The organism is Lacticaseibacillus suihuaensis (assembly GCF_054785075.1).
The window spans coordinates 345,460-361,250 of sequence record NZ_BAAGBJ010000001.1 but is presented as its reverse complement, the minus strand read 5'-3'; the positions used below and the strand labels follow the sequence as shown (position 1 = coordinate 361,250).

At 61.8% G+C, this 15,791-nt stretch carries 13 protein-coding genes and 1 pseudogene; all 14 read left to right on the top strand.

Annotation, left to right across the window (positions count from 1 at the left end):
- The first annotated feature begins 1 nt into the window (after position 1).
- The 14 genes and pseudogenes from rsmH (at position 2) to ileS (ending at position 15,791) form a co-directional block, all read left to right on the top strand.
- Complete coding sequence (gene rsmH / locus ACYVRZ_RS01615; protein ID WP_461224225.1) at positions 2–961, top strand: 16S rRNA (cytosine(1402)-N(4))-methyltransferase RsmH; 960 nt, start codon at positions 2–4, stop codon at positions 959–961.
- Complete coding sequence (gene ftsL, locus ACYVRZ_RS01610; protein WP_461224223.1) at positions 951–1,349, top strand: cell division protein FtsL; 399 nt, start codon at positions 951–953, stop codon at positions 1,347–1,349. The genes rsmH and ftsL overlap by 11 nt, the downstream gene beginning before the upstream one ends.
- Positions 1,346–3,523 carry a penicillin-binding transpeptidase domain-containing protein gene (locus ACYVRZ_RS01605; RefSeq protein ID WP_461224222.1) on the top strand — a complete coding sequence of 726 codons (2,178 nt, stop codon included), beginning with the start codon at positions 1,346–1,348 and terminating at the stop codon, positions 3,521–3,523. Before ftsL ends, ACYVRZ_RS01605 begins: the two co-directional genes overlap by 4 nt.
- Before the next feature lie 12 nt (positions 3,524–3,535).
- Complete coding sequence (gene mraY, locus ACYVRZ_RS01600; RefSeq protein WP_262316763.1) at positions 3,536–4,501, top strand: phospho-N-acetylmuramoyl-pentapeptide-transferase; 966 nt, start codon at positions 3,536–3,538, stop codon at positions 4,499–4,501.
- Between the two features lie 19 nt (positions 4,502–4,520).
- Complete coding sequence (murD, locus tag ACYVRZ_RS01595) at positions 4,521–5,891, top strand: UDP-N-acetylmuramoyl-L-alanine--D-glutamate ligase (protein ID WP_461224219.1); 1,371 nt, start codon at positions 4,521–4,523, stop codon at positions 5,889–5,891.
- Between the two features lies 1 nt (position 5,892).
- Entirely contained in the window at positions 5,893–6,975 is a 1,083-nt protein-coding gene (gene murG / locus ACYVRZ_RS01590) for an undecaprenyldiphospho-muramoylpentapeptide beta-N-acetylglucosaminyltransferase (protein ID WP_461224217.1), read from the top strand.
- A gap of 10 nt (positions 6,976–6,985) precedes the next feature.
- On the top strand, positions 6,986–7,792 hold the full coding sequence (locus ACYVRZ_RS01585; RefSeq protein WP_461224215.1) for a cell division protein FtsQ/DivIB: 807 nt from the start codon (positions 6,986–6,988) through the stop codon (positions 7,790–7,792).
- 131 nt (positions 7,793–7,923) lie between these two features.
- Positions 7,924–9,243 (top strand): cell division protein FtsA, encoded by a 1,320-nt coding sequence (gene ftsA, locus ACYVRZ_RS01580; RefSeq protein ID WP_461224213.1) that lies wholly within the window; start codon positions 7,924–7,926, stop codon positions 9,241–9,243.
- Between the two features lie 27 nt (positions 9,244–9,270).
- Positions 9,271–10,221, top strand: a pseudogene (gene ftsZ, locus ACYVRZ_RS01575) (cell division protein FtsZ); the annotation flags it as partial.
- 288 nt (positions 10,222–10,509) lie between these two features.
- A complete protein-coding gene (locus ACYVRZ_RS01570; RefSeq protein WP_461224211.1) occupies positions 10,510–10,983 on the top strand; it encodes a cell division protein SepF in 474 nt (157 codons plus the stop codon).
- A 9-nt stretch (positions 10,984–10,992) separates the two neighbouring features.
- Positions 10,993–11,268, top strand: coding sequence for a YggT family protein (locus ACYVRZ_RS01565; RefSeq protein WP_461224209.1), 276 nt, complete (start codon positions 10,993–10,995; stop codon positions 11,266–11,268).
- Positions 11,265–12,044, top strand: coding sequence for a YlmH family RNA-binding protein (locus tag ACYVRZ_RS01560; RefSeq protein ID WP_461224207.1), 780 nt, complete (start codon positions 11,265–11,267; stop codon positions 12,042–12,044). Before ACYVRZ_RS01565 ends, ACYVRZ_RS01560 begins: the two co-directional genes overlap by 4 nt.
- A gap of 17 nt (positions 12,045–12,061) precedes the next feature.
- Positions 12,062–12,760: a DivIVA domain-containing protein gene (locus ACYVRZ_RS01555; RefSeq protein WP_461224205.1), complete on the top strand. Its 699-nt coding sequence runs from the start codon at positions 12,062–12,064 to the stop codon at positions 12,758–12,760.
- Between the two features lie 244 nt (positions 12,761–13,004).
- Positions 13,005–15,791, top strand: a complete 2,787-nt coding sequence (gene ileS / locus ACYVRZ_RS01550; protein WP_461224204.1) for an isoleucine--tRNA ligase — start codon at positions 13,005–13,007, stop codon at positions 15,789–15,791.

Genomic DNA, 15,791 nt, shown 5'->3' with positions numbered 1-15,791 from the left:
TATGACAGAATTCAAACACGAAACCGTCCTGCTCCAGGAGGCGACCGACGCCTTGGCCATCAAGCCGGCCGGCACCTACGTCGATTGCACCCTCGGCCGCGGCGGTCACACCAAGCGCATTTTGAGTCAGCTGACCACGGGTCAGCTTTACGCCTTCGACCAAGACGCCGCCGCCATCACGGCGGTCCAGGCCACCCTGGGCGACCGGGCCAATCTGCACCTCATACATAAGAACTTTCGTCAGCTTGAGATGGCCTTGGGGGCCAGTGGCCTGACGACCGTCGATGGCATTTTGTACGATCTTGGCGTGTCGTCGCCGCAGTTCGACGACTCCAAGCGCGGCTTCAGCTACCGCTTCGATGCCCCGCTTGACATGCGCATGGACCAAAGCCAGGCCTTGTCTGCCCGGGTGGTGATTAACGAGTGGTCCTTTCAGGAGCTCGTGCGAATCTTCAGCCGCTACGGCGAGGAGAAGTTCGCCAAGCCGATTGCCCGGCAAATCGAACGGGCGCGGGCGGAAAAGCCAATCGAGACCACCTTCGAGCTGGTTGAGCTGATCAAGGCCGGCATCCCGGCTGCGGCGCGTCGTACCGGCGGTCACCCCGCCAAGCGCGTGTTTCAGGCGGTTCGCATCGCGGTTAACGATGAGCTGTCGGCGCTTGAGGACTCGCTGACCCAGGCCCTGCGCCTGCTGGCTCCGGGCGGTCGCATCAGCGTGATCACGTTCCAGTCGCTTGAAGACCGGCTGGTCAAGACCATGTTTCGCGAGGCCACTACGCTGCCGGACCTGCCGCGCGACCTGCCGGTGGTGCCGGCGGGGCTCGCCCCGGACTTTCGCTTGCCCAATCGCAAGCCGATTCTGCCTGGTGCCGAGGAGCTTGCGGCGAACCACCGGGCCCACAGCGCGAAGCTGCGCGTGATTGAAAAAGTGATGAAGGAAGGCGACGTTGATGCAGGATAACACCGCAAGACAGCTCGATTACGCGCAACCCGCGTTCCGGCCGGCCCCCAAGCCGGCCGCGGTGCCAACCCCGACGCAGGCCCCCAAGCCGCAGGCGAACCCGCGCCGTCACCTGGCCCTCAGCCCGCTTGAGCGCCTCTTGACCTGTGTCTGTGGGGTGGCCGTGGTGATTTTCGCCATGGGCTACTTGGCCACTCAGATGCAGCTGGCGGGGCTGAACCGGAGCTTCCAAACCGTGCAGCGCGAAACGACTGTCCAGCAGCAAGGCGTCGCCGACGCCAAGCAGACGGTGGGGGAGCTGTCCAACTCCAGTCGCCTCGAGAACTTTGCCAAGGCCCACGGCTTCACCGTGATCGAGGGCAACATCAAGCGTGTGACGAATAAATGAAAAACATGACTCCCAAACGACAAACGAATGCGAGACATCCTGAACGCAACCGCAAGCTTTTCGGCATTCTGCTGATTGTGGTGACGGCTTTGGTGGGGCTTGGGTTCGCTTGTCGTTTTGCGTATGTGGCGCTGGGCGGCACGGTCGATTCCAAGGACCTCAAGGCCTACCGCGTCCAGCAGTACCACCGCGATTCGGTGCTGACCGCCAAGCGCGGCACCATCTACGACCGCCATGGCAGCGTGATTGCCGAAGACGCCAACACCTACACGCTTTACGCCGTGGTCAGCACCAAAACCACCGACGGCAAGCCCAATGTGGACGGCAAAAAGAAGCTGTACGTCACCGACAAGCAGCACACCGCTGAAGTTTTGGCCAAGTACCTGCCGCTGACGGTCAAGCAGCTGTTAACCTACCTGAACCCCAAGGGCAATCCCTACCAGGTCGAATTCGGCAAGGCGGGGTCCGGACTATCACTGGCGATCAAAAAGCAAATCGAGGCCCAGCACCTGACAGGCATCGGCTTCACCGACAGCCCGTCGCGCCTGTACCCCAACGGGGATTTTGCTAGCTACACCATCGGGTTGGCAACACCGCAGTCGAGCACCGCCAACCCGCTGCTTGGGGTGATGGGGATTGAGAAGCAGTTCAACAAGCTCCTGACCGGCACCAACGGCTACACCAGCTCCCAGTACGACGTTTACGGCTTCAAGCTGCCGCAGGCCAAGACCAAGATTCAACGCGCCGTTAACGGCGGCTCCGTCACCACGACGCTCGATGCCAGCCTGCAGTCGTACCTGGAGACCCTGATGACCAAGGTGGCCACCGCTTACCGGCCTAAGGTGCTCAACGCTGTGCTGATGAACGCCAAAACCGGCGAGATTTTGGCCGCAAGCTCGCGGCCGACCTTCGACCCGAGCACCAGAGAGGGCCTGACGACCTGGCGCAACGCCTTGGTCGAGGATGTTTACGAGCCGGGTTCGGTGATGAAAATCGTCACGCTGGCCAGCGCCATCGACGCCGGTACCTACCAGCCCAACGAGTACTACAAGTCCGGCCGCATCAAGGTGGCCGGTGGCACCGTCGCCGATTGGAACGATGGGGTCGGCTGGGGGTCCATTCCCCTGAGCGAGGCCTTCACGCGGTCGAGCAACACCGGGATGGTGCGCATCGAGCAAGAACTGGGTGAGACCAATGAGGCCAAGTACCTCAAGGCCTTTCGCTTCGCCGAGGCGACCGGGGTGGCGCTGCCCAACGAAAACGCCGGTACCTACTCCCTCAAAAACCCGCTGCAGCGTCTGAACATCTCGTTTGGCCAGGGGATTTCGGTCAACGTGATGCAGATGCTTCAGGCCACCACCGCCATCGCCAACGGCGGCACCATGATTCAGCCGCGCTTGATCAAGCAGACGGTCTCCAAGACCGGCAAGGTGACCAACTACAAGCGGCGCGTCGTCGGTCAGCCGATCAAGGCGACCACGGCGGCGGCGGTGCTGGACGCGATGAAGAAGGTGGTGACCGATAAGAACGGGACCGGGGTGCCATACGCCATCAAGGGCGTGGATCTGGCGATGAAAACCGGGACCGCGCAGATTCCTCGGGCCGATGGCAAGGGTTACGTCACGGCCGGCGATAACGCACTGCACAGCGTGATGGCGATTGCTCCGGCGAGCTCGCCGAAGTACATCGTGTACGTCACCTTGCAGCAGTCGCAAAAAAACGTGGAAACGCCGATTGCCACCAAGATCAACCAGATTTTCCAACCGCTGCTGAAGCGGGCGCTGGCGCTTGATGCCAGCACCGCCGCCAGCGGGGCGGCCAGCAGGGCGACCGTGCCGGCGGTCACCAACCAGCGCGTCGCCGCCGCCCAAACTACGGTGACCAAGGCCAGGCTCGCCGCGGCGTTGGTCGGCACCGGCAACCGCGTGGTCGCGCAGCTGCCGCAGGCCAAGACCGCGGCGTTGACCGGCGCCCGGGTGCTGCTTTTGACCAACGGCGCGATGACCATGCCGGACGTATCTGGCTGGTCCAAGAGCGATGTGTTAAAATTAGCGCAATTGACTGGCAAAAAATTCAAACTGAGCGGCACGGGTTACGCAACCCATCAAAGCCTGGCCAGCGGGGCGCTGCTGGGCGATGAGGCCGTGACCGTCACTTTCGCCAAAACTAAGTAATGGGGTAGGATAATGCAATTCACAGAGATGTTGATCCCGATGGTGGCCGCTTTTGCCATCACGGTGATCTTGTTGCCGCTGTTCATCGGCTACCAGCGCATGCGCAAGGAAGGCCAGACGATTCGCGAGATCGGCCCCAAGTGGCACGCCAAAAAGAACGGCACCCCAACCATGGGCGGCCTGATTCTGGTGATCGCCATTGTCGCCAGCGCGTTGTTTGCCGGCTGGTGGCAGGGGCAGCTGACACTGAGTCTGCTCATCGGCCTGTTCATTCTGGTGCTTTACGGGGCACTGGGCTTCTTCGATGACTTCATCAAGGTGGCCATGAAGCGCAATCTCGGGCTCAAGGCCTGGCAGAAGCTCCTGGGCCAGATTGTTGGCGCCGCGGTGTTCTTGCTTGCCTACTTTCACGAGGGCTTTCCCCACACGCTGGCGCTGCCGTTCGTCGGCAGCCTCAACGTCGCCTGGGTCTACGTCGTCTTCGCGGTGGTGTGGCTGGTCGGCTTCTCTAACGCGGTCAACCTCAGCGACGGCATCGACGGCCTGTGTGCCGGGCTGAACGTGGTGGCCTTTGGCACCTACGCCATCATCGCCGTGCAGGAGGCCCGCACCGACGTCTTGATTCTTTGCTTGGTCACCATCGGCGCGATGATTGGGTTTTTGCTGTATAACCACAAGCCGGCCCAGATCTTCATGGGTGACGTCGGCAGCCTGGCCTTGGGCGGGATGCTGGCGGTGGTCGCCTTGCTGCTGAACCGACCGTGGTCGCTGCTTTTGATCGGCATCGTGTTCGTCTGTGAAACCGCCAGCGTGATGATCCAGGTGTTCGTTCACCACTTCTTCCACCGGCGCGTCTTCAAGATGACGCCGATTCACCACAGCTTTGAGATGTCCGGCTGGTCCGAGTGGCGCATCGACATCGTCTTTTGGCTGACCGGCGCGGTTGCCGGCGGCCTGTACCTGCTCCTATTCATGTAGAAAGAAGATCAGTTTAATCATGAAACAGATCACCTCGTATCAAAACAAGAAGGTCCTGGTATTGGGCCTGGCCAAAAGCGGCGTGAACGCCGCCAAGCTCCTGCACCGCCTCGGTGCCTTGGTCACCGTCAACGACAAGAAGGACTTCGACGACAACAAGGACGCCCAGGCGCTGTTGGCCGAAGGCATTCGCGTGATCACCGGGAGCCACCCGGTGGCGCTTTTGGATGAAGACTTCGCCCTGATGGTCAAAAATCCCGGGATTCCGTATTCCAACCCGATGGTCCAACGCGCCCAGGCGCTGAACATCCCAATCATCACCGAGCCGGAGCTGGCCTTTCAGGTCTCTGATGCCAACTGGATCGGCATCACCGGCAGCAACGGCAAGACGACGACGACGACCCTGATCGGGCTGATGCTCAATGAGGACCGCGCCAAGGGTCACGCTTACGACGCCGGTAACATCGGCATTCCGGTGTCCGGCGTCGCGCAAAAGGCCGGCCCTGACGACACCATCGTCGCCGAGCTGTCGAGCTTTCAGCTGGTCGGCACCCGGACGCTGCACCCGCACATCGCGGTGTTGACCAACATCTACGAGGCGCATCTGGATTACCACGGCGACCGCGCCCATTACGTCGCGGCCAAGATGCACATCACCCAAAACCAGACGCCTGACGACTACTTCATCATGAACTGGGACCTGCCGGAGATGCACGAGCTGGCCAAAAAGAGTGCGGCCACCATCGTGCCGTTCTCCCGCCTCGGCGCTGACGGCGCCCGGGCGACGCTTGAAAACGGGCAGCTGTGCTTTGACGGCCACGCCATCATGGCGGCCGACCTGATGCAGATTCCCGGCGAGCACAACATCGAAAACGCGCTGGCCGCCATCGCTGCGGCCAAGCTGTCCGGTGTTTCGGATGACGCCATTCGAGCGGTTTTGACCCGCTTCACTGGCGTTCGCCACCGCATCCAGTACGTGGCCACCGTTGACGGCCGCAAGGTTTACAACGACTCCAAGGCCACCAACGTCGAGGCGGCCACGGTGGCAATCGAGGCCTTCAAGCAGCCTGAGGTACTGTTGGCGGGGGGACTTGACCGCAAGTTGTCCTTGGCCGGGCTGATTCCGTTGGTCAAGGCTCACGTTCGCAAGCTGATCGTCTTTGGCGAAACCACTCAGCAGCTGATCGATGTCGCCAAGGCAGCCGGCGTTCCGGTCGAAGCGACCCAAGACGTGCAGACCGCGGTGCCGCTGGCCTTTGCTGCAAGCGAGCCCGGGGATGTGATTTTGCTTTCACCGGCGGCGGCCAGCTGGGATCAGTACCCGAACTTCGAGACCCGCGGCGATCTGTTCATCGCGGCGGTCGAGCAGTACGCAGAAAAGGAGAAATAAGATGCGCCTGATGATTTCCGGTGGCGGCACCGGCGGCCATATCTACCCGGCACTGGCCTTGATTGAGCGGTTGAAGGCCACCGGTCAGCTCGACGCGGTGTTGTACGTCGGGACGGCCAAGGGGCTGGAAAGCCGCATCGTGCTCAAGGCCGGCATTCCCTTCGAGACGCTCAGCCTGCAGGGATTCAAGCGTCGCCTGACGCTCGAGAATGTTCGCACCGTCAGCCTCTTTTTGGGGTCGCTCAAAAAGGCGCGGCGCTTGCTGCGCGACTTCAAGCCCGACGTCGTGGTCGGCACCGGCGGCTACGTCTCGGCCGGGGTGCTGTTTGCGGCGACGCAGCTGCACATTCCAACCGTGATCCACGAACAAAACTCGGTGGCCGGCGTGACCAACAAGTTCCTGGCGCATTTTGTCACCAAGATTGCGATCACCTTTCCTGAGGTGGCCGCCAGCTTCCCGGCCAATAAGGTCGTCGTGACCGGCAATCCCCGGGCCCAGCAGGTGGCCGGGCTGTTGCCCAACGACCGGCTTGCCGACTTCGGGCTTGACCCCAAGCGCCGGACGCTTCTGATCTTCGGCGGCTCCCGCGGGGCCCCGAAAATCAACCAGGCCGCGCTGGCGGCGCTACCAGCGTTTGGCCAGGCGGATTTTCAGACCCTGTTTGTGACCGGCAGCGTTCACTACGACCGGATCAAGGCCCAGCTGCCGCCGCTTCCGAGCAACGTGGCGGTGGTGCCTTACGTCGACGACATGCCGAGCATCCTGCCGGACATCAGCCTGGTAATCGGTCGCTCCGGCGCGACCAGCCTGGCGGAGCTGACCGCCCTGGGGCTGCCGAGCGTCCTGATTCCCAGTCCGAACGTCACGCACAACCACCAGTTCGTCAACGCCCAAGCGCTGGCGGTCAAGGGGGCGGCGCTGGTGGTGACCGAGCCCGAGCTTGATGCGCAGTTCGCCGACACGATCATCGAGCTGATGCAAGACGATCCGCGACTGTTGCAAATGGCCAAGGCGGCCAAGGCACTTGGCACCCCGACGGCCGGCGACGCGCTGGTTGCAGTGCTGCAATCTGTTATGAAGTGAGGTGTTCGGCGTGGGCAGACAAAAGCCAACAGAAGATCCGCTCACGCCGTGGGAGGCCTACCAGGCCAAGCAGGCGCGAAGCAACAAGCGTCCGGCCAAGCTGAAGCTGCCGACCGTGCAGCGGCTGCGAGCCCGGCACCGCAATCGTAACCTGGCGCTGATTCTGACGCCGCTTTTGCTCCTCCTGGCGTTTTTGGGCTACATGGTGTCGCCAATCGCCAAGGTGGCGACCGTGTCCGTGACCGGAACGCGCAACGTGCCGATTCAGACCGTCATCGATGCCAGCCGGCTGGACGAGACCAAGCTGGTGCTTGGTCTTTTGGCCCACCGCCGGCAGGTGCTGGGCGGCATCAAGCAGCGGGTGCCGGAGCTTCAGGCGGCCACGGTGAGCGTGGCCGGGTTCAACCACGTCACCTTCCACGTCTTGGAGTATGCGCCGGTGGGGTACGTCCTGGAAAAGGGGCGCTACCGCATGATTCTGGAGAACGGCGCCGAGATGTCAGTCAGCACCACCACGCCACTGGATAATTACCCGGTGTTCAGCGCCTTTGGGACAAAGGACGCGGCGGCGATGGCCATCGCGGTTCGCAAGTTCCCCGGCGCGGTGCGGCGAACGGTCAGCGAGGTCAAGGCGACGCGCGGTGGGGGCAATCCTTACCAGATCACGATGACCATGACCGACGGCAACACCGTGGTGGCCGACTCGCGAACCGTTGCCAAGAAAATCAGTTATTACCCCGCGATAGTGGCGCAGGTGAAACAAAAAGGCACCGTTGACTTGGAAGTCGGGGCGTTTTTCACCCCTTATTCGAAATGAAATGCATAATATTCAAATTTTCATTGGGTTTGCTGAATTGACGGGGTACGAAGTCTAGGCCCCTGTGGTAAACTTGGACTAGTCATGTTTATCATAGAATAATTACGATTGGCAAAGGAGGTTCGGTCGACATGGGAAATCGCGACTTATACGTTGGTCTTGATATCGGGACGACGTCGATCAAGGTCATTGTGGCCGAGTCTGTGCAAGGCGCATTGAACGTGATCGGGGTGGGGAGTCAGCGCTCGGAAGGGCTCTCTCGCGGCGTGATCGTCGACATCGACAAGGTGGCTGGCGCAATCAAAGGCGCCGTGGCCCAGGCAGAGGAGAAGGCCGCAATCAAGATCTCTTCGGTGGTGGCCGGGGTGCCGGCCAACGCGCTGCAGATTGAGCCGGTGACCGGCATGATCGCGGTTGGCGACCAATCCAAGGAGATTCAGGACGCGGATGTGCGAGCCGTTGCGGCGGCGGCCTTGGTGCGGAACCTGCCGCCCGAACGCGAAATCCTCTCGCTTTCGCCGACTGAATTCATCGTGGATGGCTTCGACGGCATCAAGGACCCGCGCAACATGGTGGGGGTTCGCTTGGAGATGCACGGGTTGCTGTTCACGGTACCCAAGACCGTTTTACATAACACCAAGAAGGCCATCGAAAAGGCCGGTCTGACCATTCGCTGCATGGTCGTCGCCCCGCTGGCGGCGGCTCAGGTTGCCTTGAGCGACGGCGAGCAGGACTTCGGCACCGTGTTGATCGACCTGGGCGGTGGTCAAACCACCGCCGCGGTGATTCACGACCACAAGCTGAAGTTCACCGCCGTGGATCCCGAGGGGGGCGAGTACGTCACCAAGGACATCTCGCAGGTGCTCAACACCGACTTCAAGGATGCCGAGAAGCTCAAGCGCGACTACGGCACCGCCGATTCGTTGGCGGCCGCCGAGGGCAATCGCTTCCCGGTCACGGTGGTCGGCAAAACCGAACCGGCGATGATCTCGGAGAAGTACCTCGCCGAGATCATCGAGGCGCGGTTGACCCAGATTTTCGACCGGCTGCACAGTGCGTTGGCCCAGGCCAATGCGCTGGACCTGCCGGGTGGCGTCGTCATCACCGGGGGCACCACCGCCTTGCCCGGCATCATCGAGCTGGCCCAGGATGTGCTGGGGCAGGGCCGCGACCAGGCCCTGGCCGTCAAGCGCTTCATGCCGGATGAGATGGGGCTGCGCCACCCGGCGTTCACCCAGGCGCTGGGGCTCATCACCGCGGCCGCTAAAATGACCGACATCGACATTCTGGTCGCCGCCGTGCTGCCGACCCCGATTGCGGGTCAGGTGGCCCAAGAGGCGGTGACCAAGCTGGCCACCACCCCGGCCTCGGCAACGGAGCCGGAGGCCACGACGCCCAAAGAGAAGAAGCCTTCAGCACTGCGTCGCTTCTTCGGCAATTTCTTCGAATAATAAAAGATTTTCCTAGGAGGAACGACAATGGAATTCTCACTTGATGCACAAAACGACACCGGGGCAGTGATCAAGGTCATCGGGGTCGGTGGCGCCGGCGGTAACGCGGTCAACCGCATGATTGCAGAAGACGTCAAAGGCGTGGAGTTTATCGCGGCCAACACGGATGTTCAGGCGCTGGCCAACTCCAACGCCGAAACCAAGATTCAGATCGGCCCGAAGCTCACCCGTGGGCTTGGCGCCGGCGCCACGGCCGACATCGGTCAAAAGGCGGCGGAAGAGTCCGAAGAGGCGATTCAGCAGGCGCTTGAAGGCGCCGACATGATTTTTGTCACCTGCGGCATGGGCGGTGGCACCGGCACCGGGGCCGCCCCGGTGGTGGCCAAGATTGCCAAGGACCTCGGCGCGTTGACCGTCGGCGTCGTGACACGTCCCTTCACCTTCGAGGGCCCGCGCCGCGCCAAGAACGCCAGCGAAGGCATTTCGCAGCTCAAGGACGTGGTCGACACGCTGGTGATCATCGCCAACAACCGGTTGCTCGAAATCGTCGACAAGAAGACCCCGATGCTTGAGGCCTTCCACGCCGCCGACAACGTGCTGCGCCAAGGCGTTCAGGGGATTTCCGACTTGATCACAAGCCCCGGCTACGTCAACTTGGACTTCGCGGATGTCAAGACCGTCATGGCCAACCAGGGCAGCGCGTTGATGGGCATCGGCTCCGCCACCGGCGAGAACCGCACCATCGAGGCGACCAAGAAGGCGATTTCCAGCCCACTGCTCGAGGTGTCGATCGACGGCGCCAAGCAGGTGCTGTTGAACATCACCGGTGGTCCGGACCTGTCCTTGTTTGAGGCCCAAGACGCCAGCGAAATCGTGGCTCAAGCCGCGACCAACGACGTCAACATCATCTTCGGGACCTCGATTAACGAGGAGCTCGGCGACGAGGTCGTGGTGACCGTCATTGCCACCGGTATCGACGAGGCCGCCGTTGAGCAAAGCCGCGGCAGTCGTGGTGCGGCGAGCCGTCCGGCCGCCCAAGCCAGCAAGCCAGCGGCTAAGCCAGCCGACGATCCCTTCGGCAACTGGGACCTGCGCCGCGAGCCGAGCCAGCGCCAGGCGCCGGCCGAGCAGAACCTGGACAAGGCCGAGAAGAAGGACTTTGACATCTTCGAGAGCCAGCCGCAGGCAGACGATGGGGACAAGGGCGACGACCAGCCGCCATTCTTCCGGTTTCGCCGCCAGTAATCTTGAACGGAGGTGAAGGCGATGGCCTTTGAAAAAATTTCTTCCAAATTCAATCAGTTCTTCGCCATGGACCCCGAAGACACCGAGCAGCCAGAACCGGCCGCGGCTCAGCCGACGCCGAGTGTAGCAGCCGACAGCGGTAACACGCGCCCGGTCACGGCACCGTTTCGCGGCAACAAGGTGGTCGCGATGAGCGACCCGGCGACCAAGGCGGCCAAAATCGTGGTGTACGAACCGCGCATCTACTCGGACGCCAAGGAGATCGGCAACCACCTGCTGAACAACCGCGCCGTGGTGGTCAACTTCGATCGCATCACACCGGCCGACGCGACCCGCATTGTCGACTTTCTGACCGGCACCGTGTTTGCCATCAACGGCGAGATTAAGCGCATCGGCGAGATGATTTTCCTGGTCACGCCGGCGAACTTCCAGATCGACGGCAGCCTGGCCGACACGGTCGGCCAAGACGCCGACTTCGACCTGGCAACCCCCTAGGAGGTGCCTATGTTCATTATCTGGCTTTATCGCGTCTTGAGCTGGGTGCTTGAGGCCTACATGCTCGCCTTGGTGGTGTACGTGCTGATGTCTTGGTTCCCCGGAGCCCGTGAATCGGCGCTGGGGCGGTTGTTGGCCCGGCTGTGCGAGCCTTACCTGCGGCTGTTTCGCTTCCTGCCGATTTTTGCCGGTATGGACTTCTCGCCGCTGCTCGCGTTCTTCGTGCTTGGCTTCGTCCAGCGCCTGCTGGGGCAGCTGTTCGGGCTCTTGGTGACGGCACTGTGAGCGACTTGGATCAGCACTTCAGAAAAGACGAGGCGCCGTTCATCGCAACCGTGCTGGATCAGATTGAGACCGCGACGACCGAGTACCGGCCGGTGCTGACCGACTTTTTGGATCCGCGCCAGGCCTACATTGCGGAGACCCTGATCGCGCGGTCGGACAGCGTGAAATTGCACTTGTTCGGCGGCATCGCGGCGGCTGAGCGCCGCCGGGCGTTGATTGCGCCCGACTACTTTGAACCGGCGCCTGAGGATTACGCCTTGGCCGCCATCGAAATCAAGTACCCGCAAAAGTTCGCCGAGCTGCACCACAGCCAGGTGCTTGGCACCCTGGCCAACTCGGGCATCGCCCGGGCCCAGTTCGGTGATATTCTGACGGCGGCCGGCCACTGGCAGATTGTGACCACGGCCAGCATGTCGGAGTGGGTGGCGACCAACATCACGCGCATCGGCAAAATTGCGGTGCGGCTGGTTCCCATCGACTTGGGCGACCTGGTGACACCGGTGACCGACTGGGAGGCGGCGAGTCTGACCATGTCCAGCTTGCGGCTGGACAGTCTGGTCGGCCACGCCTTCAATCTGTCGCGAGCCCGGGCCAAGCACCTGGTCGACACCGACAAGGTGCGGCTGAATTTTGCCGAAACCACGGCGCCGGATGCGGCCATCAGCGTGGCCGACATCGTGTCGGTGCGTGGCTTTGGCCGGGTCCGGGTGCGGGCTTTGTTGGGGGTCACCAAGAAAGGCAAGCAAAAGCTCGACGTTGAGATCATTCACAAATGAGTAGGGGAGGAACTTCTATGGCACTCAGTCCATTAGACATTCACAACAAGGAATTCGCCAGCCGCATGCGCGGTTACGACAAAGACGAGGTCAACGATTTTTTGGCGCAGATCATCAAGGATTACAGCGCCGCAATCAAGCACAACGAGGAGCTTGAAAAGAGCCTGGCGGAGACGCAAGACAAGATCAAGTACTTCACCGACCTCAAGGACGCGCTGAACCAGTCGATCATCGTGGCTCAAGAGGCCGCCGACAAGGTTAAGAAGAACGCGGATCAAGAGGCCGAGCTGATCACCCAGCAGGCCGAAAAGAACGCGCAAAACCTGCTGACGGATGCGACCGACAAGGCCAACCACATTCTCGGCGATGCGACCGACAAGGCCAAGACCATCACGGTGCAAACCGAGGACCTGAAGCGCCAGACCCGCGTCTTCCGCCAGCGCCTGCAGGTGATGCTTGAAAGCCAGCTGGAAGTCGTCAAGAGTCCGGAATGGAAGGAACTGCTGGCCAGCACCACCGAGGCTGCGGAGTACCTCGATCCGGCCAACACGCCAGCACCGCTTGACAACACCCCCCAAGATTCAGTAAACTCAGAGGCAAGTGAAGAAAGCGACGGTCAGACCAAGTACACCGAAATCGTGTTCCCAACCGATGACGCAGCGGCGTCAGACGATTCAGACGCGACGCCGGCACCTGAGAACCCGGACGCGGAATAGTAACGTCAGAACACAAGCCAGGCGTGGCGGCAGGTCAGCGAATCGGGGACGGTGGAAGCCCGAGCCACAAGCGCGCCTTGGTATCAGTTCGCAGTTGTGCAGTCGAGATGTAGGCCGCACCGGTCACCACCGTTATCGGGCACTGAGGGGTCATTGCGACCCGAACCTAGGTGGTACCACGAGATTCTCGTCCTATTCGGAGAGAATCTTTTTTTGTGCCGCCGGACACTTTTAGGAGGAGACTATGAAAGTCAAAGATACGCTGAACCTGGGCAAAACCGACTTCAAGATGCGAGCCGGGCTGCCGACCAAGGAACCGCAGATGCAAGCGGCCTGGGAGGAGAATCACCTGTACCAGCTGCGCCAAAAGCTCAACGCCGGCAAGCCGAGCTTTGTGCTGCACGACGGGCCACCGTTTGCCAACGGGAACATTCACATGGGCCACGCCTTGAACAAGATCTCTAAGGACATCATCGTTCGCTACAAGTCGATGAGCGGCTTCCGGGCCCCTTACGTGCCCGGCTGGGACACGCATGGTCTGCCGATTGAGCAGCAGCTGGCCAAAAAAGGCGTTCACCGCAAGGAAATGTCTTGGGCCGAGTACCGCGAGCTGTGCCGCCAGTTCGCGATGCAGGAAATCGAAAAGCAACGCACCGACTTCAAGCGCCTCGGGGTGTTGGGCGACTGGAATCACCCGTACATCACCTTGCAGCCAGAGTTCGAGGCGCAAGAGATTCGCGTCTTCGGGCAGATGGCCGAAAAGGGCTACATCTACCACGGCCTGAAGCCGGTGTACTGGTCTTGGTCCTCGGAATCCACCCTGGCCGAGGCCGAAATCGAGTACCACGACGTCAAGTCGCCGTCGATGTTCGTCGCCTTCAAAGTGGTGGATGGCAAGGGGCTGTTGGATCAAGACACCAGCTTCATCATCTGGACCACGACGCCTTGGACCATTCCGGCCAACGAAGGCATCGCGGTCAACCCGCGCTTCGAGTACGTTCAGGTCAACGCCGACGGCAAGAAGTACGTGGTGGCCAGTGAGCTGTTGACCAAGATTCAGGCGACGCTCGGCTGGCAGGACGTCACCGTGCTGCAGACCTTGAAGGGGACGCAGCTTGAGTACATGACCGGCCAGCACCCGCTGTACGATCGCACCAGCCTGGTGGTCCTCGGCGACCACGTGACGCTGGACGCCGGGACCGGGCTGGTTCACACCGCCCCGGGCCATGGTGAAGACGACTACAAGTGCGGCGTGAAGTACGACCTGCCGGTGCTGTCCGTCGTCGACGAGAAGGGCTTCATGACCGAAGACGCGCCGGGCTTCACCGGCGTGTTCTACGACAAGGCCAACCCGCTGGTCACCGAAGCCTTGAAGGCCAATGGCAGCCTGCTGAAGCTCGACTTCTTCACCCACAGCTACCCGCACGACTGGCGGACCAAGAAGCCGGTGATCTTCCGGGCGACGACCCAGTGGTTCGCCTCCATCGACGCGATTCGCGATCAGATTCTGGACGCCATCGACACCGCCAGCTTCTCGCCGGCCTGGGGCAAGACCCGCCTGCACAACATGATCAAGGACCGCGGCGACTGGGTGATCTCCCGGCAACGCGCCTGGGGTGTACCGCTGCCGATTTTCTACGCCGAAGACGGCACACCGATTCTCGAAAAGGCCACCATCGACCACGTCGCCGACTTGTTCGGCCAGTACGGCTCGATCGTCTGGTCGCAGCGCGAGGCCAAGGACCTGCTGCCGGACGGCTACACCAATGCCCACTCGCCGCACGGTGAATTCACCAAGGAAACCGACATCATGGACGTCTGGTTCGACTCCGGCTCCAGCTGGGCCGGCGTCTGCGAGGCTCGCCCCGAGCTGACCTACCCGGCCGACCTGTACCTGGAAGGGTCCGATCAGTACCGCGGCTGGTTCAACTCGAGTTTGATCACCAGCGTCGCGGCTCACGGCAAGGCGCCTTACAAGCAAGTGCTGTCGCAGGGCTTCACCTTGGACAGTGAAGGTCGCAAGATGAGCAAGAGCCTGGGCAACACCATCGCCCCGGACGTGGTGGAGAAGCAGTACGGGGCCGAAATCATCCGCCTGTGGGTCGCCACCGTCGACTCAAGCTCCGACGTTCGCGTGTCGATGGACAACTTCGCCCAGGCCAGCGACGCCTACCGCAAGATCAGAAACACCCTGCGCTTCATGATTGCCAACACCAGCGACTTCGACCCGGCGGCAGACACCGTGGCCTACGAGAACCTCGGCAGCGTCGATCAGTACCTGACCGTGCGGCTGAACCAGGTGATCGAAGCGGTGAAGGCCGCTTACGACCGCTACGACTTTGCCACCGTCGACAAAACGATTTCGAGCTTTTTGGTCAACGACTTGTCGGCCTTTTACCTCGACTTCGCCAAGGATGTCGTGTACATCGAAGGTGCGGATTCACTGTTGCGCCGGCGGATGCAGACGGTGATGTACCAGGCCTTGGTCGCCTTGACCCAGCTGCTGACCCCGATTCTGCCCCACACCGCCGAGGAGATCTGGCCTTACCTGCACCAGTCGGCGCAATACGCGGCCTTGAGCGAGATGCCTTCGGTTCAGCACTTCGCCGAAGAAGACGCGCTGCTCGCGCAGTGGCGCGGGTTCATGGCGTTCCGGACCAACGTGCAAAAGGCGCTTGAAACCGCCCGCGACGCCAAGGTTATCGGCAAGTCCCTTGAGGCCGCCGTCACCGTGTACCCGAACCAGGCCGTTGCCGACCTGCTGGCGGGGCTTGACGCCAACGTGATGCAGCTTTTGATTACCAGCGCCTTCACAGTGGCCCCGGCCGGCGCTGCGGTGCCGGATACGGCCGTCACCTTCGACGACGTGGCCGTGCAAGTCGACCGCGCCCAAGGGGAGGTTTGCGCCCGTTGCCGCATGACCACCGAGACGGTGGGTCAGGACCCGCACTTCCCGACGCTGTGCGACCGCTGTGCTAAAATCGTGACTGCCAACTTCCCGGAGGCGGTGGCCGAAGGATTCGAGGCGTAA

Bases quoted from the DNA above. Each gene is read 5' to 3' on its own strand.
- ftsA (WP_461224213.1), top strand. From the start codon at position 7,924: ATGGGAAATCGCGACTTATACGTTGGTCTTGATATCGGGACGACGTCG.
- murG (WP_461224217.1), top strand. From the start codon at position 5,893: ATGCGCCTGATGATTTCCGGTGGCGGCACCGGCGGCCATATCTACCCG.
- ACYVRZ_RS01555 (WP_461224205.1), top strand. From the start codon at position 12,062: ATGGCACTCAGTCCATTAGACATTCACAACAAGGAATTCGCCAGCCGC.
- ACYVRZ_RS01570 (WP_461224211.1), top strand. From the start codon at position 10,510: ATGGCCTTTGAAAAAATTTCTTCCAAATTCAATCAGTTCTTCGCCATG.
- ACYVRZ_RS01605 (WP_461224222.1), top strand. From the start codon at position 1,346: ATGAAAAACATGACTCCCAAACGACAAACGAATGCGAGACATCCTGAA.
- ftsL (WP_461224223.1), top strand. From the start codon at position 951: ATGCAGGATAACACCGCAAGACAGCTCGATTACGCGCAACCCGCGTTC.
- murD (WP_461224219.1), top strand. From the start codon at position 4,521: ATGAAACAGATCACCTCGTATCAAAACAAGAAGGTCCTGGTATTGGGC.
- rsmH (WP_461224225.1), top strand. From the start codon at position 2: ATGACAGAATTCAAACACGAAACCGTCCTGCTCCAGGAGGCGACCGAC.
- mraY (WP_262316763.1), top strand. From the start codon at position 3,536: ATGCAATTCACAGAGATGTTGATCCCGATGGTGGCCGCTTTTGCCATC.
- ACYVRZ_RS01565 (WP_461224209.1), top strand. From the start codon at position 10,993: ATGTTCATTATCTGGCTTTATCGCGTCTTGAGCTGGGTGCTTGAGGCC.
- ileS (WP_461224204.1), top strand. From the start codon at position 13,005: ATGAAAGTCAAAGATACGCTGAACCTGGGCAAAACCGACTTCAAGATG.